The organism is Cupriavidus phytorum, from assembly GCF_003254285.1.
Lineage (GTDB): Bacteria > Pseudomonadota > Gammaproteobacteria > Burkholderiales > Burkholderiaceae > Cupriavidus > Cupriavidus phytorum.
This window is the reverse complement of sequence record NZ_QKZN01000012.1, coordinates 55890-81563: the sequence shown is the minus strand read 5'-3', so window position 1 is coordinate 81563 and position 25674 is coordinate 55890. Positions and strand designations below refer to the sequence as shown.

The window sequence follows — 25674 nt, the reverse complement described above, 5'->3', positions numbered from 1 at the left end:
GCTCAGTCCACCACGTAGTCGCTGACCGGCACGCAGGCGCAGAACAGGTTGCGGTCACCGTACACGTTGTCAGCGCGGCCGACCGGCGGCCAGTACTTCTGCGTGCGCAGCGAGGCGACCGGATACGCGGCTTCCTCGCGCGTGTACTGGTGGGTCCACTCGTTGGCGGTCACCACCGCGGCGGTGTGCGGGGCGTGCTTGAGCGGGTTGTCGTCGCGGTCGAAAGTGCCGTCGGCAACGCGGCCGATTTCCTGGCGGATCGCGATCATGGCGTCGACGAAGCGGTCCAGCTCATGCAGCGCTTCAGACTCGGTCGGCTCGATCATCAGCGTGCCCGGCACCGGGAAGCTCATGGTCGGCGCGTGGAAGCCGTAGTCCATCAGGCGCTTCGCCACGTCCTCATTGCTGATGCCGGTTTCCTTCTGCAGCGGGCGCAGGTCCAGGATGCACTCGTGCGCGACCAGGTCGTGCTGCCCGGTGTAGAGCACCGGGTAGTACGGCGCCAGGCGCTTGGCGACATAGTTGGCGGCCAGGATCGCGTTCTCGGTCGCCGCGGTCAGGCCGGCCGAGCCCATCATCGCGATATACATCCACGAGATCGGCAGGATGCTGGCCGAGCCGAACGGTGCCGCCGACACGCCACCGATGCCGCGCTCGTCGCGGCGATAGCCGACGCTGTCCTGGTTGGGCAGGAAGTCCGCCAGGTGCGCGCCGACCGCAACGGGGCCCACGCCCGGGCCGCCGCCGCCGTGCGGGATGCAGAAGGTCTTGTGCAGGTTCAGGTGCGACACGTCGCCGCCGAACTGGCCCGGCGCGGCGGTGCCGACCATCGCGTTCATGTTGGCGCCGTCGACATAGACCTGGCCGCCGTGCTTGTGCACGATCTCGCAGATCTGCTGCACACCTTGCTCGAACACGCCGTGCGTGGACGGGTAGGTGATCATGATCGCAGCCAGGTTGTTGCTGTGCTGCTCGGCCTTCTTCGCCAGGTCTTCCAGGTCGACGTTGCCGTTCTCGTCGCAGGCCACCACCACCACCTTCATGCCGGCCATCTGCGCCGACGCCGGGTTGGTGCCGTGCGCCGACGACGGGATCAGGCAGATGTCGCGATGGCTCTCGCCGCGGCTGGCGTGGTAGGCGTGGATGATCAGCAGGCCGGCGTACTCGCCCTGCGAGCCGGCGTTGGGCTGCAGGCTGACCGCGGCGTAGCCGGTGGCGGCGCACAGCATGGCCTCGAGCTGGTCGATCATCTCGCGGTAGCCGACGGTCTGGTCCAGCGGCGCGAACGGGTGGATCTGGCTGAACTCGGGCCAGGTCACCGGGATCATCTCGCTGGTGGCATTCAGCTTCATCGTGCACGAGCCCAGGGGGATCATGGTGCGGTCGAGCGCCAGGTCCTTGTCGGCCAGCATGCGCAGGTAGCGCAGCATCTCGTGCTCGGCGTGGTGGGTGTTGAACACCGGGTGCGTCAGGTAGGCGCTGGTGCGCGCCAGCGCGGGCGGGAAGGCATCCTGCGCGGCGGCCTCGAGCTGGTCGAAGTCGACCTCGGCGGGCAGCGGCTTGCCTTGGGTAAAGATCTCCCACAGCGCGATCACGTCGGCGCGGGTGGCGGTCTCGTCCAGCGAGATGCCGACGCGCGTGGCGCCGGCATGGCGCAGGTTGATGCCGCGCGCGGTGGCGGCGGCGTGGATCGCATCGGTGTTGAAGCCGGTCTCCAGCGTCAGCGTGTCGAAGAAGCTGGCGTTGGTACGTGCGAAGCCCAGTGCCTGCAGGCCGGCGGCCAGCGTCGCGGTCAGGCGATGCACGCGCTGCGCGATGCGCTTCAGGCCCTGCGGGCCATGGTAGACCGCGTACATCGACGCCATCACCGCCAGCAGCACCTGCGCGGTACAGATGTTGGAGGTGGCCTTCTCGCGGCGGATATGCTGCTCGCGCGTCTGCAGTGCCAGGCGGTAGGCCTGGTTGCCCTGCGCGTCGATGGTCACGCCGACCAGGCGGCCAGGCATCGAGCGCTTGAACGCATCCTTCACCGCCATGTAGCCGGCGTGCGGGCCGCCAAAGCCCAGCGGCACGCCGAAGCGCTGCGAGTTGCCCACCGCCACGTCGGCGCCCCATTCGCCCGGCGCGGCGATCAGCGTCAGCGCCAGCAGGTCGGCGGCGGCGACCACCAGGCCGCCGGCGGCGTGCACCGCGTCGGCGATGGCGCGGTAGTCATTGATGTCGCCGTTGACACCCGGGTACTGCAGCAACACGCCGAACGCGCCCGCCGCGGCAGCGTCGGCGGCGGGGCCGACCTTGACCTCGATGCCCAGCGGCAGCGCGCGCGTGCGCACCACTTCCAGCGTCTGCGGCAGCACGTCGTCGGCGACGAAGAAGATATTGGAATCGTGCTTGTTCACGCGCTGCAGCAGCGTCATCGCCTCGGCCGCGGCGGTGCCTTCGTCGAGCATCGACGCATTGGCGATGTCGAGCCCGGTCAGGTCGGTGACCATCTGCTGGAAATTCAGCATCGCTTCCAGCCGGCCCTGCGAGATCTCGGGCTGGTAGGGCGTGTAGGCGGTGTACCAGGCCGGGTTCTCGAAGATATTGCGCAGGATGACGCCGGGCGTGATGGTATTGAAGTAGCCCTGGCCGATAAAGCTCTTCAGCACCTTGTTCTTGCCGGCCAGCGCGCGCAGCTTTGCCAGCGCGGCTTCTTCGCTCAGCGGCTCGGTGAACTCGCCCATCGGCATGCCGTCGCGGCGGCGGATGGCGGCGGGGATGACGGCGTCGATCAGCGCGGCGCGGCTGTCATAGCCGAGCGTCTTCAGCATGTGCTGCTGCTCGGGGGTATCGGGGCCGATATGGCGGGCGGCGAAGGCGTCGCGCGCCTCCAGTTCGGCCAGCGTGGGCCGGGTTGCGTGGGCGGCGTTCATGGGCAGCGGGGCGTTCATGGGCAAGAACCTCGTGGGGGGCGCGGCGGCAGGTGGTCAGCCGTGCCGCGGCGCCGCGAATGCGGTGTGCCGGTCCCTGGCGCGGGACCGGCGGGCGATCAGGCGCCGACGCTGGCCTTGTAGGCGTCGGCCGACATCAGGCCGTTGACGTCGTCGCCATTGGCCGGCTTGAGCTTGAACAGCCACGCATCGAAGGCGTTGGCGTTGACGCTTTCGGGCGCCGCGGTGGCGGCCTCGTTGACGGCGATCACTTCACCGGCCACGGGTGCGTAGATGTCGGAAGCGGCCTTCACCGACTCCACCACCGCCAGCGCGTCGCCGGCACCGACCGACTTGCCCACTTCGGGCAACTCCAGGAAGACGATGTCGCCGAGCGCATCCTGTGCGTGGTCGGTGATGCCGATGGTGAGCGTGCCGTCGGCTTCGACGCGCACCCACTCATGCGACTCGGTGTACTTGAGGTCAGCGGGGAAATTCATGAAGGTTCTCCGGATTCAGATCTGTTTCTTGTTTGGGTGATGCCTGCCCGGCAACGCTGCCGGCAGGCGAGGGCGACCGTTGGGTGAGCGGGGCTTTCCCTTAGCTCACGAGTGCCTTGCCATGACGCACAAACGGCAGTTTAACCACAGTCGCGCTGAGTTTGCGGTCGCGGATCTCCACCTGCACGGTGTCGCCCACGTTCACGCCCTGGGGCAGGCGCGCGAAGGCGATCGATTGCGACAGCGAGGGGCTGAAGGTGCCGCTGGTGATTTCGCCATCACCGGCGGGGGTGATGACTTTCTGGTGAGCACGCAGCACACCACCTTTGTCGCGCAGGATCAGGCCGAGGAACTGCTGGCGCGAACCGGCCGCGGCCAGCGCAGCCTTGCCGGTGAAGTCGCGCTCGCTCTGCAGGTCGACCGTCCACGCCAGGCCTGCATCCAGCGGCGAGACCTTGATATCCATGTCCTGGCCGTACAGGTTCATGCCGGCTTCCAGGCGCAGCGTGTCGCGCGCACCCAGGCCGGCCGGGCGCACGCCCGCGGCATTCAGTTTTTCCCACAGGCCGGCGACACTGGCGGCCGGCACCACCAGCTCGAAGCCGTCTTCGCCGGTGTAGCCGGTGCGCGCCACCATCACTTCGCCGAGGGCGGGGTCCTGCACCACCACGGCGTTGAACGGCTTGAGCGCATCGGAAGGCTGGGTCGACGGGAAGGTGCTCCACACCTTGGCGCGGGCGTTGGGCCCCTGCACCGCGACGATCGCCAGCGGCTCCACGCCGGCGGGCGCAACGTCCTCGCGGCGCGGCGTGATGGTCACGCCGCTGCCGGTGGCGTCGTTGCGGGCGCGGATCCAGTCGATATCGCCCACCGCGGTGCCGGCGTTGACCACCAGGCGGAAACGGTCCTCGGCGAAGAAATAGACGATCAGGTCGTCGATGACGCCGCCGTTCTCGTCGAGCATGCAGGAATAGAGCGCCTTGCCGGGCGTCTGCAGCTTGTCGACGTTGTTGGCCAGCAGGCCGCGCAGGAAGCTGCGGGTATTGGCGCCGGCGAGATCGACCACGCACATGTGCGAGACGTCGAACATGCCGGCATCGTTGCGCACCGCATGGTGCTCTTCGATCTGGGAGCCATAGTTGACCGGCATGTCCCAGCCGCCGAAGTCAACCATGCGGGCGCCCAGGGCGCGGTGGATAGCGTTGAGGGGCGTGGCCTGGAGCGTCATGGAATCCTCGGGGGCAGTCTCGGTTGGCGAAAACAAAAAAGGGCCATCCGCCGCAACCTTCGCTACGCCAATATGACAAGCGATCCGCTGCGGCGGATGACCCCTCTGTCCTCGATACCTGAGAGATTACGAGGCGGATCCGGTGGATCCCATCCTCGCGCGCCCCTTCGGTGGGCACGCTCGCCACGAATGGCGGGTGCCGCTCTCCAGAGTGCGGCATGCATCGTGTGCATGTTGCATGCCGATCCGACCGGTCCGTGGTGCCTGAGAGTTTTCGGGTGATACCCCTTCGGCGGCGCAGGCGATGCGCGCTCTCCCGGTCGGATGCGCGCAATGTACGGGAGGGCCCGGCCTTTGTCAAACCACGGCAAGGGGCCCGTACCCGCCACTGCGCGCCACGGCTTTACTTCTTCTTGTCGTCGGTGACGACGTTACCGATCACGCCGCCCACGGCCGCGCCACCCAGCGTACCCAGCGCGCTGCCGTCGGTCAGGACGGCGCCGCCCACCGCGCCGGCACCGGCGCCGATGGCAGTGTTACGTTGTTTCGGGGTCATGTCCGCGCAACCGGCAAAGGCCGCGACCGTCATGCCGATCAGGGTCACCTTGGTCAAAGTTTGCAGGGTTTTCATTGTTGGCTCCGATGTGATGATTTGTGCATGCCCAAGCGATCCGGCGGACCGGGGGACACACTGATTAGAGTGTCGCGCTATGCCATTCGCTCCGCGCTTTACGAAGTGTTACGCCCGTGACACAGCCGGGCCCGCGCGCGCGGCTTGCGCTGACTGACCCGTCGCGGCGAGCGTGTTAACATCGGCAGCTTTGCCGCACGCCCTTGCCGGGATGCCGGCAAATTACGCCGCTTGCCGCCGTTCTCCGTCGATTCCGCCGCTGCCCCCAAACGCCTGCCCCGCATGACCCATGGCCTGAACCCCGCCCAATCCGAAGCCGTCCGCTACCTGGACGGGCCTTGCCTGGTGCTGGCCGGCGCGGGCTCCGGCAAGACCCGGGTGATCACGCAGAAGATTGCGCATCTGATCGAGGACAAGGGCTTCGAGCCGCGCCATATCGCCGCCGTCACGTTTACGAACAAGGCGGCCAAGGAAATGCAGGAGCGCATCGGCAAGCTGATGGAGGGCAAGACCACGCGCGAGGGCAAACGCATTCCGCTGAAGCAGCTGACGGTCTGCACCTTCCACTCGCTGGGCGTGCAGATCCTGCGCATGGAAGCCGAGCACGTCGGCCTGAAGCCGCAGTTCTCGATCATGGATTCGGACGACTGCTTCGGCCTGATCCAGGAGCAGCTCGGCACCACCGACAAGAAGCTGATCCGCGGCGTGCAGAGCACGATCTCGCTGTGGAAGAACGGCATGGTCGATCCCGAGGCCGCGATCGCGCAGGCCGCCAATGCCGACGAGCACCAGGCCGCGCTGGTCTACCGCAACTACGTCGCCACGCTGAACGCTTACCAGGCGGTGGATTTCGACGACCTGATCCGCCTGCCGGCGGAACTGTTCGCGCGCGACGAAGCGGTCCGGCTCAAGTGGCAGAACCGCCTGCGCTACTTCCTGGTCGACGAATACCAGGACACCAACGCCTGCCAGTACCAGCTGCTCAAGCTGCTGGCGGGCGGCTCCCACTTGCGCGCGCCGGCCTTCACCGCGGTGGGCGACGACGACCAGGCCATCTATGGCTGGCGCGGCGCCACGCTGGACAACCTGCGCGGGCTGCAGACCGACTTCCCGGACCTGAAGGTGATCAAGCTGGAGCAGAACTACCGCTCCACCGTGCGCATCCTGGAAGCCGCCAACGCCGTCATCGCCAACAATCCCAAGCTGTTCGACAAGAAGCTGTGGAGCGAGCACGGCATGGGCGACCCCATCGCCATCCACCCGATGAACGACGAGGAGCACGAGGCCGAGTCGGTGGTGTTCCGCCTGTCGGCGCACAAGTTCGAGCGCCGCGCGCAATTCCGCGACTACGCCATCCTGTACCGCGGCAACCACCAGGCGCGGCTGTTCGAGCAGATCCTGCGGCGCGAGCGCATCCCCTACGTGCTGTCGGGCGGCCAGAGCTTCTTCGACAAGGCCGAGATCAAGGACATCTGCGCCTACCTGCGCCTGATCGCCAATCCCGACGACGATCCCGCCTTTATCCGCGCCATCACCACACCGCGGCGCGGCGTCGGCAACACCACGCTCGAGGTGCTGGGCACCTTCGCCGGCCAGGCCAAGGTGTCGCTGTTCGAGGCGGCGATGATGGGCGGCATCGAGGGCAAGCTGCAGCCGCGCCAGCTGGAGCCGCTGCGGGTGTTCTGCGAATCGATGGTGCGGCTGGCCGAGCGCGCGGCGAAGGACCCGGCCACCGAGGTGCTCGACGACCTGATGGCAGGCATCCACTACGAGGCCTACCTGTACGACAGCTTCGACGAACGGCAGGCGCAGTCGCGCTGGACCAATACGCTGGAATTCCTCGACTGGCTGAAGCGCAAGGGGACCAAGCCCGAGGGCGCGGACGGCGACGAAGCGACCGGCTTCGACACCGCCGACGGCTTCGGCAGCGATGGCAAGAACCTGCTGGAACTGACCCAGACCGTGGCGCTGATGAGCATGCTCGAGGGCCGCGAGGAAGACCCCGACGCGGTGCGGCTGTCCACGCTGCATGCGTCCAAGGGGCTGGAATATCCGCATGTGTTCCTGGTCGGCGTGGAGGAGGGCATCCTGCCCCATTGCCGCGAGGACGAGGACATGAGCGACGAGAAGATCGAGGAAGAACGGCGCCTGATGTACGTGGGCATCACGCGCGCGCAGCGCAGCCTGCATGTCAGCTGGTGCAAGAAGCGCAAGCGCGCGCGCGAGACCTACTCGTGCCAGCCGTCGCGCTTTATCGGCGAGATGAAGCTGGAAGAGGCGCCCGCGCCGGTCGACGCGACCCCGGCGATGAGCCCCAAGGACCGACTGGGCGCGCTCAAGGCGCTGCTCGGGAACGGGGGCAGCGGGAGCAGCGGCGGCAAGGCGGCCGCCGGCTGAGCCGCACGCGCGCGATCGAAGCCCTAGCGCGCGCCCGACACCGCCAGCGTGACGTACTGCGAGCCGCGCTGTCCGCGCGTGAAGTCGAGCGTGAAGTCGCCCACGTCGACGCGGCACTGCAGCGCGCGCCGCAGTTCCGCCGCGCCGCCCGCGCGCATCCCTTGCAACGCGCGCGCCAGCCAGGCGGCGCCGATATAACCGGCCAGTGTCGCCGGCGACGGCGGCTCGTCCAGGTACTGCTTCATGCGCGCCACATGCTCCTTCACCACCCGCAACGTTGCCTGCTGCGGGCCCGGCGCGACCTGGGTCAGCACCATCCCGCCGGCGTAGCCGCGACCCAGGATCTCGCGCGCGGCATTGGCACTGACCGCGGACAGCCCGACCAGGAAGCCGTACCACCCCTGCACCGCCAGCGCGCGGCCCAGCTCGGCATAGGCCAGGGTGTCGCCGGCGACGATCACCGCGCCCGGACGCGTTGCCGCGATGCGCCGCGCCGCGGCTTCGCCGCTGCCTTCCAGCAGCACCGCGCGGGTGCCGGCCTGCGCCTCCAGCCGGGCCAGCGACGACAGCGCGAAATCCGGCGCCACCGCCAGCGCGATCTGCGTCAGACCGTAGCCGCGCAACTGTTGCGCGGCGGCGTCGAGTTCGGCCTGGTAGTCGGCCCGCGTGTACCAGACATTGTCGGCGGCCAGCGCCAGCCCCGACAGCGGTGCGACGATCTGCATGCCGCGCCGCGCCAGTTCGGTCGATGACGCCAGCACGGGCAGCAGCCGGTCGCCGGGGCCGAACAGCAGCCCCGCATGTTCGGTATCGGCCAGCGACACTGCCTGCGCCAGCGCGCGGCGCGGATCCGGGTCCGCATCGCGCACCACATGCTGGATCCGCACCGGCCCGCCGGCGGCGTTGACGGCGTCGAACAGGACCTTGGCGCCGGCCAGGTAGTCGCGCGCCAGGTCGGACTGCGCGCCGTTGCGGTCGACCAGATGCCCGACCACCACCGTACGCGGCGCCTGGGCCAGTTGAGCCAACGCAGGCAGCGCCAGCGCCATGCCGGTCGCGGCAAGCATCCGGCGCCGGCCGGCATGTGCCGGCGGGTGACAGCGCAGCGGTGGGTACGGCGTGGGCGGGTACGGTCGGCGGGAACTGGGCATGGCTGGCACGGTGACGGATCGCACGCGGGCGCGGTGGCGCGCAGCGTACCCGGCACCCATGACGCCAATGTGACGTGCGCGGGCAGCCTGGCGGCAGCGGTGTCGCTGGGCTCACGCCCGCGCTTGACGGCGGTCAAGCTGCGGGCGCCGGCCCGGTCCTACGATGACGTGTCGCACACCCATTCCCCCGCGCCCCCATGAACCCGTCTGCCATGACTTCCCACGCGCTCGACCGTCGCGCACTCTCTGATTTCCGCGCGCTGGCCGGGCGTATCGACGGCAACGGCCCGCGCTATACCTCGTATCCGACCGCCGACCGCTTCCACAACGGCCCCGACCTGTCGCTGTACCACGATGCGCTCGACGCTTGCCGCGCCGCCGCGCCGGCACCGCTGTCGCTATACCTGCATATCCCGTTCTGCGAGAACATCTGCTACTACTGCGGCTGCAACAAAATCATCACCCGCGACCACGGCCGCAGTGCGCGCTACGTCAGCTACCTGGGGCGCGAGATGGCGCTGGTCGCCGGGCGGCTGGGCGAGCGCCGGCAGGTGATCCAGTCGCATTGGGGCGGCGGCACGCCGACCTTCCTCAACCCGGAGGAAATGCGTCGCGTGATGGCGCTGCTGAACACGCATTTCGCGCTGGCGGCCGACGGCGAGCACTCGATCGAGATCGATCCGCGCCGCGTCGACCAGGACCGCATGGCGCTGCTGGCCGAGCTGGGCTTCAACCGCGTCAGCCTGGGCGTGCAGGATTTCGACCCCGAGGTGCAGCAGGCCATCCACCGCATCCAGCCGTTCGCGGAGACCCGCGCCGTGGTCGATGCCGCGCGCGCGCTGGGCTTCCGCTCGGTCAGCCTGGACCTGATCTACGGCCTGCCGCACCAGACCGCGGCGCGCTTCGGCCGCACCATCGACCAGGTGCTGGCGCTGCGTCCGGACCGGCTCTCGGTCTACAGCTATGCCCACCTGCCGCACGTGTTCAAGCCGCAGCGCCGCATCGACGAAAACGCCTTGCCGCCGGCCGGCGAGAAGCTCGACATCCTGGTCTCGACCATCGAGCGGCTGACCGCCGAGGGCTATGTCTATATCGGCATGGACCATTTCGCGCTGCCCGACGACGACCTCGCCGTGGCCCAGCGCGAGGGCCGGCTGCAGCGCAACTTCCAGGGCTATTCGACGCACGCCGGCCATGATCAGGTCGGCCTCGGCATCTCGGCGATCGGCGCGATCGCGGGGCGCTACGTGCAGAACGCGCGCACGCTCGACGACTACTACGGCGCGCTCGACCAGGGCCGTCTGCCGCTGACGCGGGGCGTGGCGATGACGGCGGACGACCACCTGCGGCGCGAGCTCATTGGCGACCTGATGTGCAATGGCGTGCTCGATCTCCCTGCCATCGAGGCGCGCCATGGCATCGATTTCGACGAGGCATTTGCCGCGGAACTGGCCGAACTGGAGCGCCTGGCCACCGACGGACTGGTGTGCCGCGAGCCCGGCCGCATCACGGTGACGCCGCTGGGCCGGCTGCTGGTGCGCCGCGTGGCGATGGTGTTCGACCGCTACCTGCGCGACGACGCAGCCCGGCCCTTCGACAGCGGCACACGCGCCGCCAACGACGGCGCCCAGCCGGTCCGCATCGTGCCGCGCTACTCGCGTGTGGTGTAACCCGAAATATCGATCCTGGCCGCTGGGCGAAAAAAAACCCGCGCGAAATGCGCGGGTTTTTTGTGGGTGTCAGACCGGCTTACTTGGCGGCGTTGGCCATGTAGTCCGACGCGGCGATCACGTCGGCGTCCGGGCCGGCATAGCCGCCCTTGGGCGGCATCACGCCCTTGCCCTTGAGCGCGAAGTTGTGGACCGCATCCATGCCTTCCTTCAGGCGCGGGGCCCAGGCGGCCTTGTCGCCGAACTTCGGCGCACCGGCAACACCGGCGGCGTGGCAGGCGGCGCAGACCTGCTCGTAGACCTTCTTGCCCACTTCGGCCGAGGCAGCGGCCGGCGCGGCAGCAGCGGCCGCCGGAGCGGGTGCGGCAGCGGCTGCCGCAGCTGCCGGGGCGGCGGGAGCCGGCGCTGCCGCGGCAGCCGGGGCGGCGGCTTCAGGGGCTGCGGCCGTTGCAGGTGCCGCAGCGGCCGGGGCCGGCGGCTCGGGGAACTTGGCGCCGCCGGCGTCGGCCAGGTAGACCACGGCGCGGGCCAGTTCGTAATCGGTGTAGTCGTCAGGCGTGCTGCCGGCACGCGGCGGCATCGCGCCCTTGCCGTTGAGTACCGACTTCATCAGGCCGTCGAAGCCCTGGCCGATACGCGCGGTCCAGTCGCCGGCAGCACCGTGCTTGGGCGCACCCGCCGCGCCGGTGGCGTGGCAGGCGGCGCAGATTTCCTTGTAGACCTGTTCGCCGGTCTTGAACACGCGCGGCGCGTTGGGATCCTTGATTTCGAGCGAGGCGACCGGCTTGATGCGATCGTTGACGGCTTCGGCGGCGGTACTCGCGCCGGCGCTTTCGGTCGAGCCGTGTCCGACGAAGTTGACCAGCAGGATGATCACGATGATCGGCACCAGGAACGCCGCGATCACGACTGCGATCAACTGCTTCGGGGTTTTGATGGGAGACTCGTGCTCGGGGTGTTCGTTGTGGACGTCGCTCATACAGAACTCTCAGTTTTGCAGGAAACCTTCTGGCCGCTTACGCTCGGCTTGCTTTTTCTGGCCCTGGTGTGGCCCTTCGCTGACCACTATCCGGCCCCATCCGGACCGCCCGCGCTGCCCTGCGGCCCTTGCCTGACTTGGGTCTGTTGCCATTTGCGTACCTCGGACTGTCTCCCGGACCGGGGCCCGATTGTCGCCGACAACCAGCCGCCCGGATTTGACCCCGGTCGACTCGTTGCGCCGATGGCGCGACGGGCACGATTTGACGCAAATAGCTGGCGATTATAGCGCCAAAGCCCCCCTGCCAGTGCCAAAAAGCGGCGGTTGCGAGACGTTCCCGGATGCCCGTATCGGCCGCGCATGGACGGCGCCGGGCAAAAGCGGTATCCTATGCGACTTTCCTGCGGCGGCATTCGCCCGCCGCAACCGCTGTACCCGCAAAACCGGTTGCAAAACCGTCCTGTGCGCCCGTAGCTCAATGGATAGAGTACTGCCCTCCGAAGGCAGGGGTTGCTGGTTCGATCCCAGCCGGGCGCGCCAATTTTCCTCAGCTGTGCCATGCAGTGTCCGCCTCCCGTCGGGGCATGCTTTAACTCGCGCAACGAAAACTTTCAGCACGCGATCGGGCAGTGGCGCGCGCCCGTGCTGCTAGATTCACACACTCCACCGAACCGGGGCGCGCCGATGGCGCCGATCTTCAGACAGCCATGGCTATTCCGACCAACCGCATTCGCTGGCTGGCTACGCTGGCAGTGGCCGGTGCAAGTGCCACAGCCGTTGCCACGCCGATGAGCTTGCCTGGTGCCTTGCCCAACATGGCCGGGCTGGGCATCGGCTCCACCACCGAGTTTGCCGGCGGCAAGGACCGCATGGTCGGCGCGGTGCCCGGCCTGCGCTATGTCACGCCGGGCGGGCGGCTGCTGGAATGGTACGGGCCGTATGCGCAGTTCAATTTCGGCGCACTGACGGGTTTCCAGTGGGGGCCCGCGGTCGGGCTGCGCCTCGGCCGCAACAACGTCGATGATCCGGTCGTGGCGCAGGTGCACGAGATCGACACCACGGTGGAGGCCGGCGGGTACATCGGCTATGAATACCTGAACCCCGGACGTGTCCCATGGCGGCTGCGCGGCGGCATCAACGTGATGACCAATGCCGGCATCGTCTACGGCGGCAGCCGCGTCACCGCCACCGGCACCTTCTGGATGCCGCTGCACCCGCGCATCTACGCGGGCATGGGCCTGGGCGCGACCTGGGTCAGCGGCAGCTTCAACCGTACCTACTTCGGCGTGACTCCGGAGGACTCGGCAGCGAGCGGCCTGCCCGCTTACAGCCCCGGCGGCGGCCTGGAGCAGTTTACGGGCTGGCTGGCGATGATTTACCAGTTCGACAAGCACTGGTATGGCGGCGCAATGGTCTACGCGCAGCGCCTGGCCGGTGACGCGGCCGACAGCCCCATCGTCACGCAGCGCGGCACGCGCAACCAGATTACCTATGGCATCGGCCTGGCTTATTCGTGGCGCTAGCGCGGTCCGGCGCGGGGCCGGCTTGCTATGATGCAGCCATGGTCGACGAGCTGGTCATTCCCCACCACGAATACCTGATTACCGCGATCCGCGCGCAAGGCGCGGGCGGGCAGAACATCAACAAGGTATCCAACGCCGTGCACCTGCGTTACGACGTACGGGCATCTTCGCTGCCGCCCGACCATAAGGAACGCCTTCTGGCATTGCATGACCACCGCATCACGCGCGACGGCGTGGTGGTGATCAAGGCGCAGCAGTTCCGTAGCCTGGACCAGAACCGCGACGAGGCGGTGCGGCGCCTGCACGAGCTGGTGCGCAGCGTGGCCACGCCGCCGCGCGTGCGCCGGGCGACGCGGCCGACGCTGGCATCGCGCCAGCGCCGGCTGGAGGGCAAGAGCCAGCGCAGCCAGGTCAAGGCGCTGCGCGGCCGGGTGTTCGACTGAGCCGTTGCGTCAGCGCGCCGCCTGCAGCGCGGCGATGCGCTGCTCGATCGGCGGGTGGCTTGAGAACAGCGCCATCCACGACTTGCCGCCGGCGATCCCCATCGCCTGCATGTTCTGCGGCAGACCGTCCGGATCCAGCCCGCCCAGGCGGCGCAGGGCCGCGACCATCGGCGTGGGCGTGCCCATCAGGCCGGCGGCGCCGGCATCGGCGCGGAACTCGCGCCGGCGCGAGAACCAGGCGACGATGATGCTGGCCAGGATGCCGAACACGATCTCGCACACGATCACCGTGACCATGTAGCCGATGCCGGGTCCGCTCGATTCCTCGTCGTTCTTGCGCAGCATCGAATCGACGAAGTAGCCGACCACGCGCGCCAGGAAGATCACGAAGGTGTTGACCACGCCCTGGATCAGCGTCAGCGTGACCATGTCGCCGTTGGCGACGTGTGCCACCTCGTGCGCGAGCACGGCCTCGACCTCCTCATGCGACATCGATTGCAGCAGGCCGGTGGACACCGCCACCAGCGAGCTGTTCTTGGTGGCGCCGGTGGCGAAGGCATTGGGCTCGCCCTCGTAGATGGCGACTTCCGGCATCGGCAGGCCGGCGCGCTGCGCCAGCTTTTCGACGGTCTGCACCAGCCACAGCTCGGTGCTGGTGCTGGGGTGGGTGATGACCTGCGCGCCGGTCGACCACTTGGCGATGGTCTTGGACATCAGCAGCGAGATAAAGGCGCCGCCGAAGCCCATCAGCGCGGCAAATGCCAGCAGCGTGCCCAGGTTGAGCCCGTTGGCGGTCAGGAAGCGGTTCACCCCGAGCACGCTGGCGGTGATGCTGAGGACAAGCATGACGGCGAGGTTGGTCGCCAGGAAAAGCAGTACGCGTTTCATGTGTGTGTGGAGCAGTGGTAGGTCGCGCCATGCGGCGCAAGGGTGCGGTGGGACCGCAGGCGCGCGCCGCATTCGTGTGCGGCACGCGGGTTCGAGCGGGCACGGCCAAGCCGCGCCAGTTAGATCAGGCGCGCGGCGGTCGTGGCAGCCGCGGCAGGTCGGGTTCGGGCAGCAGGGCGCCGGCATAGCGCGGCGGCCCGGCACGGCCGGCCCATGGGGCCAGCCGCAACGGGGTGGCGGGCAGCAGTTGCTCGGCCAGGTCGGCGCCGGGCTGCCATTGCGGCTCGGCGGCTTCGGGAAGCGGCAGGGGATCGCCGGCCGGGTCGCCTGTGACGGCGGCTGGCTCCGCTTCGGCGGCATTCTCAGCGCCGGGCGCAGCGGCAGGTACGGCCGCGGCTTCGGCGGTGGACACCACCGCGTGCGCGAATGCGGCCGCCCAGCCCGGCAGGGGCAGGGGCAGGAACGCCAGCATCATGACCAGCAGGAGCAGCCGCAGGGCGCGCACGAACAGGGAACGGCTTATCGGTGGAAGTGGAAGGAATTCTACAGGATGCCGCAAGGCGCTGGCGCCGCCGTGGCGGCGCTATCACACGGACGACACGGATGGTTGCGGACGCTTCGCCACCCTCTGCAGGATGCAGCAGGCTGGCCTACACTATCGTCAACCCTGTAGTCGTTACAGGGTATGGCAAGGAAGAGGCACATGCGTATCGGCGAACTGTCCCGGTCCAGCGGCTGCGATGTCGAGACCATCCGTTATTACGAGCGCGAAGGGCTGCTCGACGCGCCCCGGCGCGAGGCCAATGGCTACCGCCGCTATGACGAGGGCCATGTGGTGCAGCTGAATTTCGTGCGCCATTGCCGTTCGCTCGGCATGAGCCTGTCGGACGTCAGGCGGCTGCGCGAGTTCGAACGCAACCCGTCGCAGGACTGCGACGACATCAACACGCTGCTGGATCGCCAGATCGCCCAGATCCACGCCCAGCGCGTGGCGCTGGAGGCGCTCGAGGGTCAGCTGCGCGCGCTGCGCGAGACCTGCCGCCATCACCAGCCCGCCAGCGCTTGCGGCATCCTGCAGAACCTGCAGCAGGCGGCGGCGGGGGCGGGCTGTGAGTGCCATGCCACCAACGGGTGACGACCCTGGCTGCAACGCTGTGCTACGATGGTTGCTCCGGTTTCGCACCAGCACGGTGCATGAGCCGGCGCAGCAAGGCAGGTGAGCCACCACTTCCGGGCTCGCCAATGCAACAAGCCATCCGCTGCCGCTTATCCTTTTCGCAATGCCCATGACCGATCGCCTGACGCCGATGCCCGATGCGCCTGTCCGCCCGCTGCGGACCGGCGGCGCGCACGCGTCCGCGGTCGCCCTGTCCCCCAGCCTGCCCCAGCGCGCCAAGCGCGCGATGTCTCCCCGCCGGATCAGCGCACCGCCTGATTCCGCCCGGTTCCCAGCCTGATTCGTCTCCCATAGCGGGGCCCGGGCCGAACCGGGCCCGAGCCAGCGTTTCCGTTGTTGCCGGCGAGCGCCGCAACGCTTTCGCCGATTCGTTGATGCGCGCGCCGCTGCGCGCACGCCAACCCGCAAGACCTGACCGCCGCCGCCCGCCATGCAGGCCGGCCGCGCCCACCCAAGACTGCCGGAGGACCCGCCATGACGGCCACCAAGACCCAGACCGCCACCCTGTACCTGACCGAACTCGACGTCACCCGCCTCGAGCGCATCGCCAGCCGCGCCGGCTCGGCCCAGCTCGAGGACATGCTCGACAGCCTGCTGGCGCGCGCCACCATCGTCGCGCCCGAAGAGATCCCGACCGACGTGGTCACCATGAACACGCGCGTGGTGTGCACGCTGCCGGGCGAGCAGTCGCCGCGCAACTGGACCCTGGTGTATCCCGACGCGGCCGACTTCGACGCCGGGCGGCTGTCGGTGCTGTCGCCGGTGGGCCAGGCACTGCTGGGCGCGCGCGCCGGCGAGACCGTCAGCTACCGCCTGCCCGATGGCCGGGAGCAGCAGGTAAGCATCGCCGAGATCGCATTCCAGCCTGAAGCCGCCGGCCAATATACGCTCTGAGCCCGCCCTCGCGGGTGCGGCCGCCGCCACGCGCAATGGCCCGTGGGGGCGTGTCGCCGGCGATCCGCGGACACCATTCATCGGCAAGCGAGTCGTTTCACGACTCGCAACGCACCATTCGTCGCAGCAGTATTTCTGCTTGCGCGGGCTGTGACTAATCTTCAGTCCGTGCTCGCATCGCAACATAGATTGCAGAGCTGCCGGAGTCTCATCCCGGACCGACAAGAAAGAACGACGAAATCAGTTGAAGGAGTCCCAAATGATCGCCAGACGTATCCTTGGCGGCGCGCTCGTGTTCGCGGCAGTGGCCGCGTCCGCTACGGCGATGGCTGCCCCCGCTGCCAGCAAGGTTGGCAAGTTCGATGTGTATGCCGACGCGCTGCGGGTCGGCAAGTACGATGTGTATACGGACGGCGCCAAGCAAGGCAAGTTCGACACCTACACCGACGGCGCCCGCACCGGCCGCTTCGACCCGTACTCGGAAGGCTCGCGCCGCGACGGCAAGTTCGACACCTTCAGCGAAGGGACGCACAGCTTCAGCGGCGAGATCTCGAAGCGCGGCAAGTTCGATACCTTCAGCGAAGGCACGCACACCTTCACCGGTGACGTGGCCGAACGCGCGCTCGACAACTCGCGCTCCGGCGACGGTTCGCTGTACGGCTATCGCGTCTGATCCCCCGGGTCTGCCCCAAGACCCCGCGCGGCCACTGCGGTGGCCGCAAGTTTTCTCTCCCGCCTGCCCGGCCGACCTCCTCCTCCTTCTCTCTTCGCCTGGCAGGCGTTTTTCTATTCCGTAGCTGCCGCTGCCGCCTGTTCCGGCGCTGGCTGCGCGCGCGGCAAGCGTCGCGCGATGGCCGCGTACAGCAGCGGCACCGCCAGCGTGCCCAGCACGGTCGCGCCCAGCATGCCGCCCAGCACGCCGGTGCCGACCGCCTGCTGCGCGCCCGCGCCCGGGCCGGTGCTCATGGCCAGCGGCACCACCCCCAGCACGAACGCCAGCGAGGTCATCACCACCGGGCGCAGCCGCTGGCGCGCCGCGCGCGTGGCGGCTTCGACCACATCCATGGCGCCGGCGGCGCCGCGCCGCAACTGCTCGGCGTATTCGACGATCAGGATGGCGTTCTTTGCCGCCAGGCCCATGATCACCACCACGCCCACCTTGAAGTAGACGTCGTTGGGCATGCCGCGCAGCCAGATCGCGGCGGCCGCGCCCATCAGGCCGGTCGGCACGATCGCAATCACCGCCAGCGGCAGGGTCCAGCTTTCATACAGCGCCACCAGGCACAGGAAGATAAACAGCAGCGACAGCGCGAACAGCCACGGCGCCTGCGTGCCGGTCTGCTCCTGCTCGTAGGCGCGGCCGGTCCAGCGCACGTCGAATTCGGGACCCAGCCCGCGCACCAGTTCCGCCAGCCGCGTCATCGCCGCGCCGGTGGTGTAGCCCGGCGCCACTTCGGCATTGATGCGCACCGAGCTGAAGCCGTCGAAGCGCTCCAGCGTGACCTCGCCTTGCCCCCATTCCAGCGACGCGAAGGCGGCCAGCGACACCATCGCGCCGTGGACGTTGCGCACATGCACGCGCGCCAGCTGGTCCGGCTGCATGCGGAACGGGGCATCGGCCTGCAGGATCACGCGCCGCACCCGGCCTTCGCGCGCGACTTCGTCGATATAGCGCGAGCCCAGCGTTGCCGACAGCGTGTGGTGCACGGCTTCGGCATCGACGCCGAAGGCCTCGGCCTTGCGGTAGTCGATCTTCAGGTCCAGCGCCGGCACGGGCTGGCCGGTGGTGGCGCGCACCTCGCCCAGCACCGGGTCCTGCCTGGCGCGCTCGATCAGCTTGTCGCGCGCGGCGAACAGCGCCTCGCGGCCGACCGGCTGGCGCGCCACCAGGCGCATGTCCAGGCCGCCGATGCTGCCCAGTTCCGGCAGCGCCGAGCTGTTGTAGGCGAACAATTGCGCCGCGCCGCGGCCTGGCCAGCTTTCCAGGCCGGCCGAAAGTCGCTCCAGCACCGCCTGCGCGCTGTGCCCGCGCCCGCGCGTCTTCCAGTCGGTCAGCCCGATGAACAGGCTGGCGCGCTGCTCGCCGCTGCCGCCGCTGGACCAGCCCAGCACGGCAAAGCTGGAGCGCACCGGGTAGCGCTGGTCGCGCATCCATTGCTCGAGGCTGGCAACCAAACGCCGCGTGTCGGCCTGCGTGCTGCCGGCGGGCAGTTCCACGTCGACCACGATTTCGCCGGTGTCCTCTTCCGGCAGGAAGCCGCTCGGCATTTTCCACAGCGCATAGCCGCACGCCAGCGTCAGCGCCAGGTACACCGCCAGCCAGCGCAGCCGGCGGCGCTGCAGCGCCTGGACCCAGCCGGCGTAGCGTCCGGTGAAGGCGGCGAAGCGCGCATCGAACCACGCCAGCGGCCCGCGCGCCGGCGCGGCGCTGTGACGCAGCAGGCTGGCGCACATTGCCGGCGCCAGCGTCAGCGCAAAGAACAGCGAGAACGCGATCGACACCGCCAGGGTCACGGCGAAATGCCGGTAGATCACGCCCACCGCGCTGCCGAAGAACGCCATCGGCACGAACACCGCGCACAGCACCAGCGTTACCGCGACCAGCGCGCCGGAGACTTCGCGCATCGAGCGGGCCGCGGCCTCCATCGCACCGACGCCATCGGTGCGCATGATGCGCTCGACGTTTTCCACCACCACGATGGCGTCGTCGACCAGGATGCCGATCGCCAGCACCACGCCGAACAGCGTGATCACGTTCAGCGACAGGCCCAGCGCGTACAGGCACGCGACCGTGCCCAGCAGCGACACCGGCACCACGATGCACGGGATCAGCGTGGCGCGCAGGTTGCCGAGGAACAGGTACAGGATCAGGAACACCAGCACCGTGGCCTCGATCAGCGTCAGCACCACGCGCGAGATCGACGCCTGCACGAAGGTGGCGCCGTCATACGAGATCTCATAGCGCACGTCGCCCGGGAAGCCCTTGCTGGCGGCATCGAGCGCGGCACGCACGGTGCGCGAGGTCTGCAGCACGTTGGCGCCGTCGGCCAGCTTCAGGCCGATCGACGCGGCGTTGCGCGTGTTCAGCGTGGAGCCGTAGCGGTAGTCGCTGGCGGCCAGTTCCACCCGCGCCACGTCGCGCAGCAGCACCGCCGAGCCATCGGTGGCGGCGCGTACCACGATGCGCCCGAACGCCTGCGCGTCGCTCATCGGCGCGGGCGGGCGCACGATCGCCTGGAACGACTGGCCCGGCACCGCCGGCGCGCCGCCCAGCTGGCCCGGCGTGACGTTGCCGTTGCGCGCGCGGATGGCGGCCTCGACCTCGGCCGTGGTCAGGTTGAAGGCGTTCAGCTTGTCCGGGTCGAACCATATCCGCAGCGCGTATTCGGCGCCGTAGGGCTCGGCCTTGCCGATGCCCGGCAGGCGGCGCAGCAGCGGCAGCACCGAGCCGGCGGCGAAGTCGCCCAGCGCGGTTTCGTCGAGCTGGCCGCTGTCCGACACCAGCGACACATACATGAAGGCGCTGCTGCTGGCCTGGTCGACATAGACCCCGCCGCGGCGCACCGCCTCGGGCAGCAGCGGCTCGGCCTGGGCCACGCGGTTGCGCACATTGACCTGCGCCAGCTGCGGGTCGGTGCCCTGGCGGAAGCCGAGCGTCACCGTGGCGGTGCCGCCCTCGCTGCTGGAATCGAGGTAGAGCAGGCCGGGAATGCCGTGCATCTGCTGCTCCAGCACCGCGGTGACGCGGTCCTCCACCGTGCGCGCGGACGCGCCGGGGTAATCGGCATAGATGATCACCGTCGGCGGCGCCACCGCCGGATACTGGGCGATGGGGATGCGGTTCAGGGCCAGCAGGCCCGCCACCACGGTCAGGATGGCCAGCACCCAGGCGAACGCCGGGCGCTTCAGGAAAAACGACGCCATGTCAGGTCAGGGCTGGCACGGGCGCACGGCAAGTGAAGATCGGCCGTGGCTCCGGTGCGGTTGGAACGGAACGGCTTGGGTGCGGAGACGCCGCAACGACTGCGGCAAGTTGGCGCGTACACGGGGTACGGGGGTCCGGCGGGGAAGGACCCGGCGCTGCGGCGGGAAAGATCGGTGAGGATCGACGCCGGCGACCGGCCGTCATACTGCGGCCTTGGCGGCGATTATAGACAGGGAAGCGCGGCCCGGACAACGCAAACGTCACATTGTCGGCCCCCACTGAGGTTGGGGGCGGGGCCGGGAACTACAGGTCGCGCGCGGCGAAGGCGTCGCACTTGCGGATGTCGCCGGACTCGATGCCGCGGCGCAGCCAGCGCACGCGCTGCTCGCTGGAGCCGTGGGTAAAGGCTTCCGGCACGACATAGCCCTGCGACTGGCGCTGCAGCCGGTCATCGCCGATGGCGGCGGCGGCCTTCAGGCCTTCCTCGATATCGCCGGGTTCCAGCAGCTGCTGGTTGGCGCGCTGCGCGGTCGCGGCCCACACCCCGGCCAGGCAGTCGGCCTGCAGTTCCATGCGCACCGACAGCTGGTTGGCCTGGGCCTCGCCCATGCGCCGGCGCGCGTTGTCGACCTTGTCCGAGACGCCCAGCAGGTTCTGCACATGGTGGCCGATCTCGTGCGCGATCACATAGGCCTGGGCAAAGTCGCCGCCGGCGCCGAAGCGCTGGCGCAGTTCGTCATAGAAGGCCAGGTCGATATAGACCTTCTGGTCGCCGGGGCAGTAGAACGGGCCCATCGCCGACTGGCCGGTGCCGCACGCCGTCGGCGTGGCGCCGGAGAACAGCACCAGCGTGGGCGGCGCATAGCGGCGGTTGAGCTGGGTTTCGAAGATGTGTTGCCAGGTGCGCTCGGTATTGCCCAGCACCTTGCGCGTGAACACCGTCATCTGGTCGGTCGCCGGCGGCCGGTTGACCTGCTGCTGTTGCTGCTGCGGGCCGGAGCCCTGCAGCACCGACGCGCCCTGCATGATCAGCATCGGGTCGATGCCGAAGAAATACGACGCCGCCAGCGCAATGATGACCGTGCCGATGCCGATCGACTTGCCGCCAAGGCCGCCGAAGCCCCCGCGGCGGTCTTCAACGTGCTGGCTTTCGGCTTCGTCATCTAGGCGCATGGGGGCTCCGGGGGCTTGGGGAAGAGGGCAGGGAAAGTGGAATTCAGTATAGCAATCCGCGCCTGGGCGCTCGCGCTGGCGCTCGTCCCAGCAGCGCGCCGTGCCGGCGGATGTGCCGCGCCACGCCAAAAAAAACACCGCCCACTCGCCCTGGAGACGGGCAATGCGGGCGGTGTGCGGCAAAGCGAAGAAACCGGGTTTGCACCCGGTTCCGTCATGGCGTGGTCGTTCCGCGCGGGAACGCGCGCAGTGCGCTCAGGCCAGTGCGGCCTCGCGTTTGGCCGGCGCGGCGGTCAACGCGCTGGCGCTGACTTCGGCCACGCGCAGCAGGTTGGTGGTGCCGCCCTGGCCGAACGGCATGCCGGCGGCGATGGTGATCTGGTCACCCGGCGCGGCGTAGCCTTCGGCGACGGCGGCACGCGTGGCGGCTTCGACCATTTCATCGACGCTCTGCACGTCCGGGCTCACGGTGGAGTGGATGCCCCACGCGATCGCCAGCCGGCGCGCGATCTCCAGGTTCGGCGTGATGCTGACGATCGGTGCGCACGGCCGTTCGCGCGCGGCGCGCAGCGCGGTCGAGCCGGACGAGGTGTAAGTCACCGTGGCCGCCGCGCCGATGATCTGCGTGACTTCGCGCAGCGCGGCGCAAATGGCATCCTGGCGCGTGTTCAGCGGGGTCTCGTGCTGGGCGTCGAGCAGGTTGCGGTACAGCGGGTCGCGCTCGACCTCGGTAACGATGCGGTTCATCATCGACACCGCCTGCACCGGGTAGCGGCCGTTGGCCGACTCGGCCGACAGCATCACCGCATCGGCGCCTTCATAGATGGCGCTGGCCACGTCCGAGGCTTCGGCGCGGGTCGGCACCGGCGAGTCGATCATCGATTCCAGCATCTGCGTGGCGATCACCACCGGCTTGCCCAGCTGGCGGCACACGCGCAGGATGCGCTTCTGCACGCCGGGCACGCGCTCGGGCGGCAGCTCCACGCCGAGGTCGCCGCGCGCCACCATCACCGAATCGGACACCCGCACGATCTCTTCCAGCTGCTGCAGCGCGGCCGGCTTCTCGATCTTGGACAGGATGCCGGCACGGGTGCCGACGATCTCGCGCGCCTCGACGATGTCGGACGGGCGCTGCACGAACGACAGGCCGATCCAGTCGGCGCCCAGCGACAGCGCGAAGTCCAGGTCCTTGCGGTCCTTCTCGGTCAGCGCCGGGATGGGGATCACCGCGTCGGGCACGTTCACGCCCTTGCGGTCGGACAGCGAGCCGTTGTTGGCCACGCGCGTGGTGATGGTGCCGGTGGTGACCGACTCGATCGCCAGGCGCACCTTGCCGTCGTCGATCAGCAGCGACTGGCCGGGCTGCGCGGCCTGGAACAGCTCAGGGTGCGGCAGGTAGACGCGGGTGCCGTCGCCCGGGGTCGGGTCGCTGTCGAGCACGAACACATCGCCGGTGCGCACCGCGACCTTGCCGGCGGCGAAGGTGCCGATGCGCAGCTTGGGGCCCTGCAGGTCGGCCAGCACGGCGATGGGCCGGCCGGTCTCGGCCTCGACCTGGCGCACCGCGTCGTAGCGCGCGCGGTGGTCGTCGTGCGTGCCGTGGCTGAAGTTCAGCCGGAACACGTCGGCGCCGGCCTCGAACAGCGCGCGGATCACCGCGATGTCGGTGCTGGCGGGGCCGAGCGTGGCCACGATCTTCGCTTTGCGCTGGCGTCTCATGATGTCTCCTCTTCCATTCTCGGTAGCGGCGCGTCGGCGCCGCGAGTCAGTCGGTACTACGTTGGCGGCGATCGTCAGACGATCAGGATCGCGCGGAAATCGTTTACGTTGGTGCGGGTCGGGCCGGTGACGATCAGGTCGTCCAGGCCGGCGAAGAAACCGTAGCCGTCGTTGTTCTCCAGGTGCGCGCGCGCCTGCAGCCCGCGCGCGCCGGCGCGGGTCAGCGTGTCGGGCGACAGCAGGGCGCCGGCGTTGTCTTCGGAGCCGTCGATGCCATCGGTGTCGCCGGCGAGCGCGTGCACGCCGGGCAGGCCGTCGAGCGCCACCGCCAGCGCCAGCAGGAACTCGGCATTGCGCCCGCCGCGGCCCTTGCCGCGCACGGTCACGGTGGTCTCGCCGCCGGACAGGATCACGCACGGCTTGCCGAAGGGCTGGCCGCGCTGCGCCACCTGGCGCGCGATCGCGGCATGCACTTCGGCGACTTCGCGCGCTTCGCCCTCGATGCAGTCGGACAGGATATGGGCCTCGAAACCCAGTTCGCGCGCCCGCGCCGCGGCGGCTTCCAGCGCCTGCTGCGCGGTGGCCAGCGTCACGCTGCGATGGCCGTTGAAGCGGGCGTCGCCGGGCTTGGGGGTTTCGCCGGCGCCGCTCTCCAGGTGCGCGCGCACGTTGGCGGGAACGTCGATGCCGTACTTGGCGATCACTGCCAGCGCATCGGCGCAGGTGGTCGCATCCGGCAGCGTCGGGCCGCTCGCGATCAGGGTCGGGTCATCGCCGGGAATGTCGGAAATCAGCAGCGTTTCTACGCGTGCCGGCGCGCAGTGCAGCGCCAGGCGGCCGCCCTTGAGCGCCGACAGGTGCTTGCGCACGCAGTTCATCTCGCCGATGCTGGCACCGCTCCTGAGCAGCGCCTTGTTCACGGCTTGCTTGTCGGCCAGCGTCAGGCCCGGCGCCGGCGCGGCCAGCAGCGCGGAGCCGCCGCCGGAGATCAGGCACAGCACCAGGTCGTCGGCGGTGAGGCCCTGCACCAGTTCCACCATGCGCTGCGCGGCGCGCGCGCCGGCTTCGTCGGGAACCGGGTGGGCGGCTTCGACCACTTCGATGCGCTGGCAGTCGGCGCCATGGCCGTAGCGCGTCACCACCAGGCCCGACAGCTCGCCTTGCCAGTTCGCTTCCACCGCCTGCGCCATCGCCGCGGCGGCCTTGCCGGCGCCGATCACCACGGTGCGGCCCTTGGGCGGCGCGGGCAGGTGCGGCGGCAGGCAGTGGCTGGCGCTGACGGAGGCGACCGCGGTATCGAACAGGTCGCGCAGCAGCGCGCGCGGTTCAGCGTTGGCTGCGGTGCGCTGGGGCGACAGCAGGGCGGCTTGGGGTTCGGTGACGAGCATGAAGAATCCTGGGTGCTGACGGGTGCGCTGGGTACTTCAGGTACGCACTGGGTACAAAGCGGGTACTGCAAAGCGTGTCGTCCCCGCTGGGCGGGGACGACGGGGTTGCTGCTTACTTGGCGTTGGCGATCTGGTGGTTAGACATGATCTCGATCGCGCGGCACAGGGCCGAGTGGTCCTGCTTGCCCAGGCCGTTGGCCGAGCAGGTATTGAACAGCTCCTGCGCGGTGGCGGTGTTGGGCAGTGCCACGCCCAGCGCCTTGGCACCCTGCAGCGCCAGGTTTAGGTCCTTCTGGTGCAGCTCGATGCGGAAGCCCGGATCGAAGGTGCGCTTGACCATGCGGTCGCCGTGCACTTCCAGGATGCGCGACGCGGCGAAGCCGCCCATCAGCGCCTCGCGCACCTTGGCCGGATCGGCACCGGCCTTGGAGGCGAACAGCAGCGCTTCGGACACGGCCTGGATGTTCAGCGCGACGATGATCTGGTTGGCCACCTTGGTGGTCTGGCCGTCGCCGTTGCCGCCCACCAGCGTGATGTTCTTGCCCATCAGCTCGAACAGCGGCTTGACCTGGTCGAAGGCCTCCTGCGGGCCGCCGACCATGATCGTCAGCGACGCGGCCTTGGCGCCCACTTCACCGCCCGACACCGGCGCGTCCAGGTACGAAGCGCCCAGCTTGTTGATGCGCGCGGCGAAGTCCTTGGTGGCGATCGGCGAGATCGAGCTCATGTCGACCACGATCTTGCTGTAGCTGGCTTCCTTGCCGGCTGCCTTGAACGCGGCGGCCACGCCCTTCTCGCTGAACAGCACTGCTTCCACGTGCGGCGTGTCCGGCACCATGATGATGATGATGTCGGCACGCTTGGCGACTTCCTCGGCGCTGGTGCAGACGGTCACGCCTGCATCGACCAGCGCCTGCGGGGCCGGGTTGACGTCATGCACGAACAGCGTGTGGCCGGCGGCGCGCAGGTGGCCCGCCATCGGTGCGCCCATGATGCCCAGGCCGATGAAGCCGACGTTGCGAGTGGTTGCCATGTGATGTCTCCTTGCTTGAGATTAAATGTGTCTTGGTTCGCGT

Annotated in this window: 20 protein-coding genes, 1 tRNA gene and 2 riboswitches; of the genes, 8 read left to right on the top strand and 13 right to left on the bottom strand. The window is 69.0% G+C overall.

Annotation, left to right across the window (positions count from 1 at the left end; genetic code table 11):
• Positions 1-2: 2 nt before the first annotated feature.
• From gcvP to C7416_RS24085, 4 genes are all read right to left on the bottom strand, one after another.
• Entirely contained in the window at positions 3-2933 is a 2931-nt protein-coding gene (gene gcvP / locus C7416_RS24100) for an aminomethyl-transferring glycine dehydrogenase (protein WP_111521273.1), read from the bottom strand.
• Positions 2934-3031: 98 nt separating this feature from the next.
• A complete protein-coding gene (gene gcvH / locus C7416_RS24095; RefSeq protein WP_018006183.1) occupies positions 3032-3412 on the bottom strand; it encodes a glycine cleavage system protein GcvH in 381 nt (126 codons plus the stop codon).
• A gap of 100 nt (positions 3413-3512) precedes the next feature.
• The gene (gene gcvT / locus C7416_RS24090) at positions 3513-4640 is read right to left on the bottom strand and encodes a glycine cleavage system aminomethyltransferase GcvT (RefSeq protein ID WP_111521272.1); all 1128 of its coding nucleotides are present in this window, start codon (positions 4638-4640) and stop codon (positions 3513-3515) included.
• A gap of 95 nt (positions 4641-4735) precedes the next feature.
• Positions 4736-4860: riboswitch (glycine riboswitch) on the bottom strand.
• 21 nt (positions 4861-4881) lie between these two features.
• Positions 4882-4969, bottom strand: a riboswitch (glycine riboswitch).
• A gap of 74 nt (positions 4970-5043) precedes the next feature.
• Positions 5044-5271 (bottom strand): glycine zipper 2TM domain-containing protein, encoded by a 228-nt coding sequence (locus C7416_RS24085; RefSeq protein WP_012354259.1) that lies wholly within the window; start codon positions 5269-5271, stop codon positions 5044-5046.
• 282 nt (positions 5272-5553) lie between these two features.
• Between C7416_RS24085 and C7416_RS24080 the strand changes: the two genes are divergently transcribed.
• Complete coding sequence (locus C7416_RS24080; protein WP_111521271.1) at positions 5554-7668, top strand: UvrD-helicase domain-containing protein; 2115 nt, start codon at positions 5554-5556, stop codon at positions 7666-7668.
• A gap of 23 nt (positions 7669-7691) precedes the next feature.
• On the opposite strand, the gene C7416_RS24075 is transcribed toward C7416_RS24080, so the two are convergent.
• Complete coding sequence (locus C7416_RS24075) at positions 7692-8735, bottom strand: ABC transporter substrate-binding protein (protein WP_373424911.1); 1044 nt, start codon at positions 8733-8735, stop codon at positions 7692-7694.
• 296 nt (positions 8736-9031) lie between these two features.
• Here C7416_RS24075 and hemN point away from each other — a divergent pair, with 296 nt between their 5' ends.
• Complete coding sequence (gene hemN / locus C7416_RS24070) at positions 9032-10489, top strand: oxygen-independent coproporphyrinogen III oxidase (RefSeq protein WP_373424910.1); 1458 nt, start codon at positions 9032-9034, stop codon at positions 10487-10489.
• Positions 10490-10568: 79 nt separating this feature from the next.
• Here hemN and C7416_RS24065 read toward each other — a convergent pair whose 3' ends face one another.
• A complete protein-coding gene (locus tag C7416_RS24065) occupies positions 10569-11468 on the bottom strand; it encodes a c-type cytochrome (RefSeq protein ID WP_111521268.1) in 900 nt (299 codons plus the stop codon).
• A 464-nt stretch (positions 11469-11932) separates the two neighbouring features.
• Between C7416_RS24065 and C7416_RS24060 the strand changes: the two genes are divergently transcribed.
• The 3 genes from C7416_RS24060 (at position 11933) to arfB (ending at position 13434) form a co-directional block, all read left to right on the top strand.
• Positions 11933-12008, top strand: a tRNA-Arg gene (locus C7416_RS24060).
• Positions 12009-12175: 167 nt separating this feature from the next.
• Complete coding sequence (locus C7416_RS24055; RefSeq protein WP_111521267.1) at positions 12176-12991, top strand: MipA/OmpV family protein; 816 nt, start codon at positions 12176-12178, stop codon at positions 12989-12991.
• A gap of 38 nt (positions 12992-13029) precedes the next feature.
• The gene (arfB, locus tag C7416_RS24050) at positions 13030-13434 is read left to right on the top strand and encodes an alternative ribosome rescue aminoacyl-tRNA hydrolase ArfB (protein WP_111521266.1); all 405 of its coding nucleotides are present in this window, start codon (positions 13030-13032) and stop codon (positions 13432-13434) included.
• A 9-nt stretch (positions 13435-13443) separates the two neighbouring features.
• Here arfB and htpX read toward each other — a convergent pair whose 3' ends face one another.
• Together htpX and C7416_RS24040 are read right to left on the bottom strand one after the other, a co-directional pair.
• Positions 13444-14322 (bottom strand): protease HtpX, encoded by an 879-nt coding sequence (gene htpX, locus C7416_RS24045; RefSeq protein ID WP_111521265.1) that lies wholly within the window; start codon positions 14320-14322, stop codon positions 13444-13446.
• A 124-nt stretch (positions 14323-14446) separates the two neighbouring features.
• Positions 14447-14827, bottom strand: coding sequence for a hypothetical protein (locus C7416_RS24040; RefSeq protein ID WP_111521264.1), 381 nt, complete (start codon positions 14825-14827; stop codon positions 14447-14449).
• A 198-nt stretch (positions 14828-15025) separates the two neighbouring features.
• On the opposite strand from C7416_RS24040, the gene C7416_RS24035 reads away from it, so the two are divergent.
• From C7416_RS24035 to C7416_RS24025, 3 genes are all read left to right on the top strand, one after another.
• Positions 15026-15457, top strand: a complete 432-nt coding sequence (locus C7416_RS24035) for a Cd(II)/Pb(II)-responsive transcriptional regulator (protein WP_062795796.1) — start codon at positions 15026-15028, stop codon at positions 15455-15457.
• 516 nt (positions 15458-15973) lie between these two features.
• Positions 15974-16393, top strand: a complete 420-nt coding sequence (rnk, locus tag C7416_RS24030) for a nucleoside diphosphate kinase regulator (protein ID WP_111521263.1) — start codon at positions 15974-15976, stop codon at positions 16391-16393.
• A gap of 259 nt (positions 16394-16652) precedes the next feature.
• Complete coding sequence (locus C7416_RS24025) at positions 16653-17066, top strand: hypothetical protein (protein ID WP_111521262.1); 414 nt, start codon at positions 16653-16655, stop codon at positions 17064-17066.
• A gap of 113 nt (positions 17067-17179) precedes the next feature.
• Here the strand turns inward: C7416_RS24025 and C7416_RS24020 are convergent, their stop codons facing one another.
• The 5 genes from C7416_RS24020 to C7416_RS24000 form a co-directional block, all read right to left on the bottom strand.
• Positions 17180-20317: a multidrug efflux RND transporter permease subunit gene (locus C7416_RS24020; RefSeq protein WP_111521261.1), complete on the bottom strand. Its 3138-nt coding sequence runs from the start codon at positions 20315-20317 to the stop codon at positions 17180-17182.
• 304 nt (positions 20318-20621) lie between these two features.
• Entirely contained in the window at positions 20622-21491 is an 870-nt protein-coding gene (gene ypfJ, locus C7416_RS24015; RefSeq protein ID WP_111521260.1) for a KPN_02809 family neutral zinc metallopeptidase, read from the bottom strand.
• A gap of 255 nt (positions 21492-21746) precedes the next feature.
• On the bottom strand, positions 21747-23210 hold the full coding sequence (gene pyk, locus C7416_RS24010) for a pyruvate kinase (protein ID WP_111521259.1): 1464 nt from the start codon (positions 23208-23210) through the stop codon (positions 21747-21749).
• 74 nt (positions 23211-23284) lie between these two features.
• A complete protein-coding gene (locus C7416_RS24005; RefSeq protein WP_111521258.1) occupies positions 23285-24598 on the bottom strand; it encodes a glycerate kinase type-2 family protein in 1314 nt (437 codons plus the stop codon).
• Between the two features lie 112 nt (positions 24599-24710).
• The gene (locus tag C7416_RS24000; RefSeq protein WP_018006167.1) at positions 24711-25631 is read right to left on the bottom strand and encodes a 2-hydroxy-3-oxopropionate reductase; all 921 of its coding nucleotides are present in this window, start codon (positions 25629-25631) and stop codon (positions 24711-24713) included.
• Between the last annotated feature and the right edge of the window lie 43 nt (positions 25632-25674).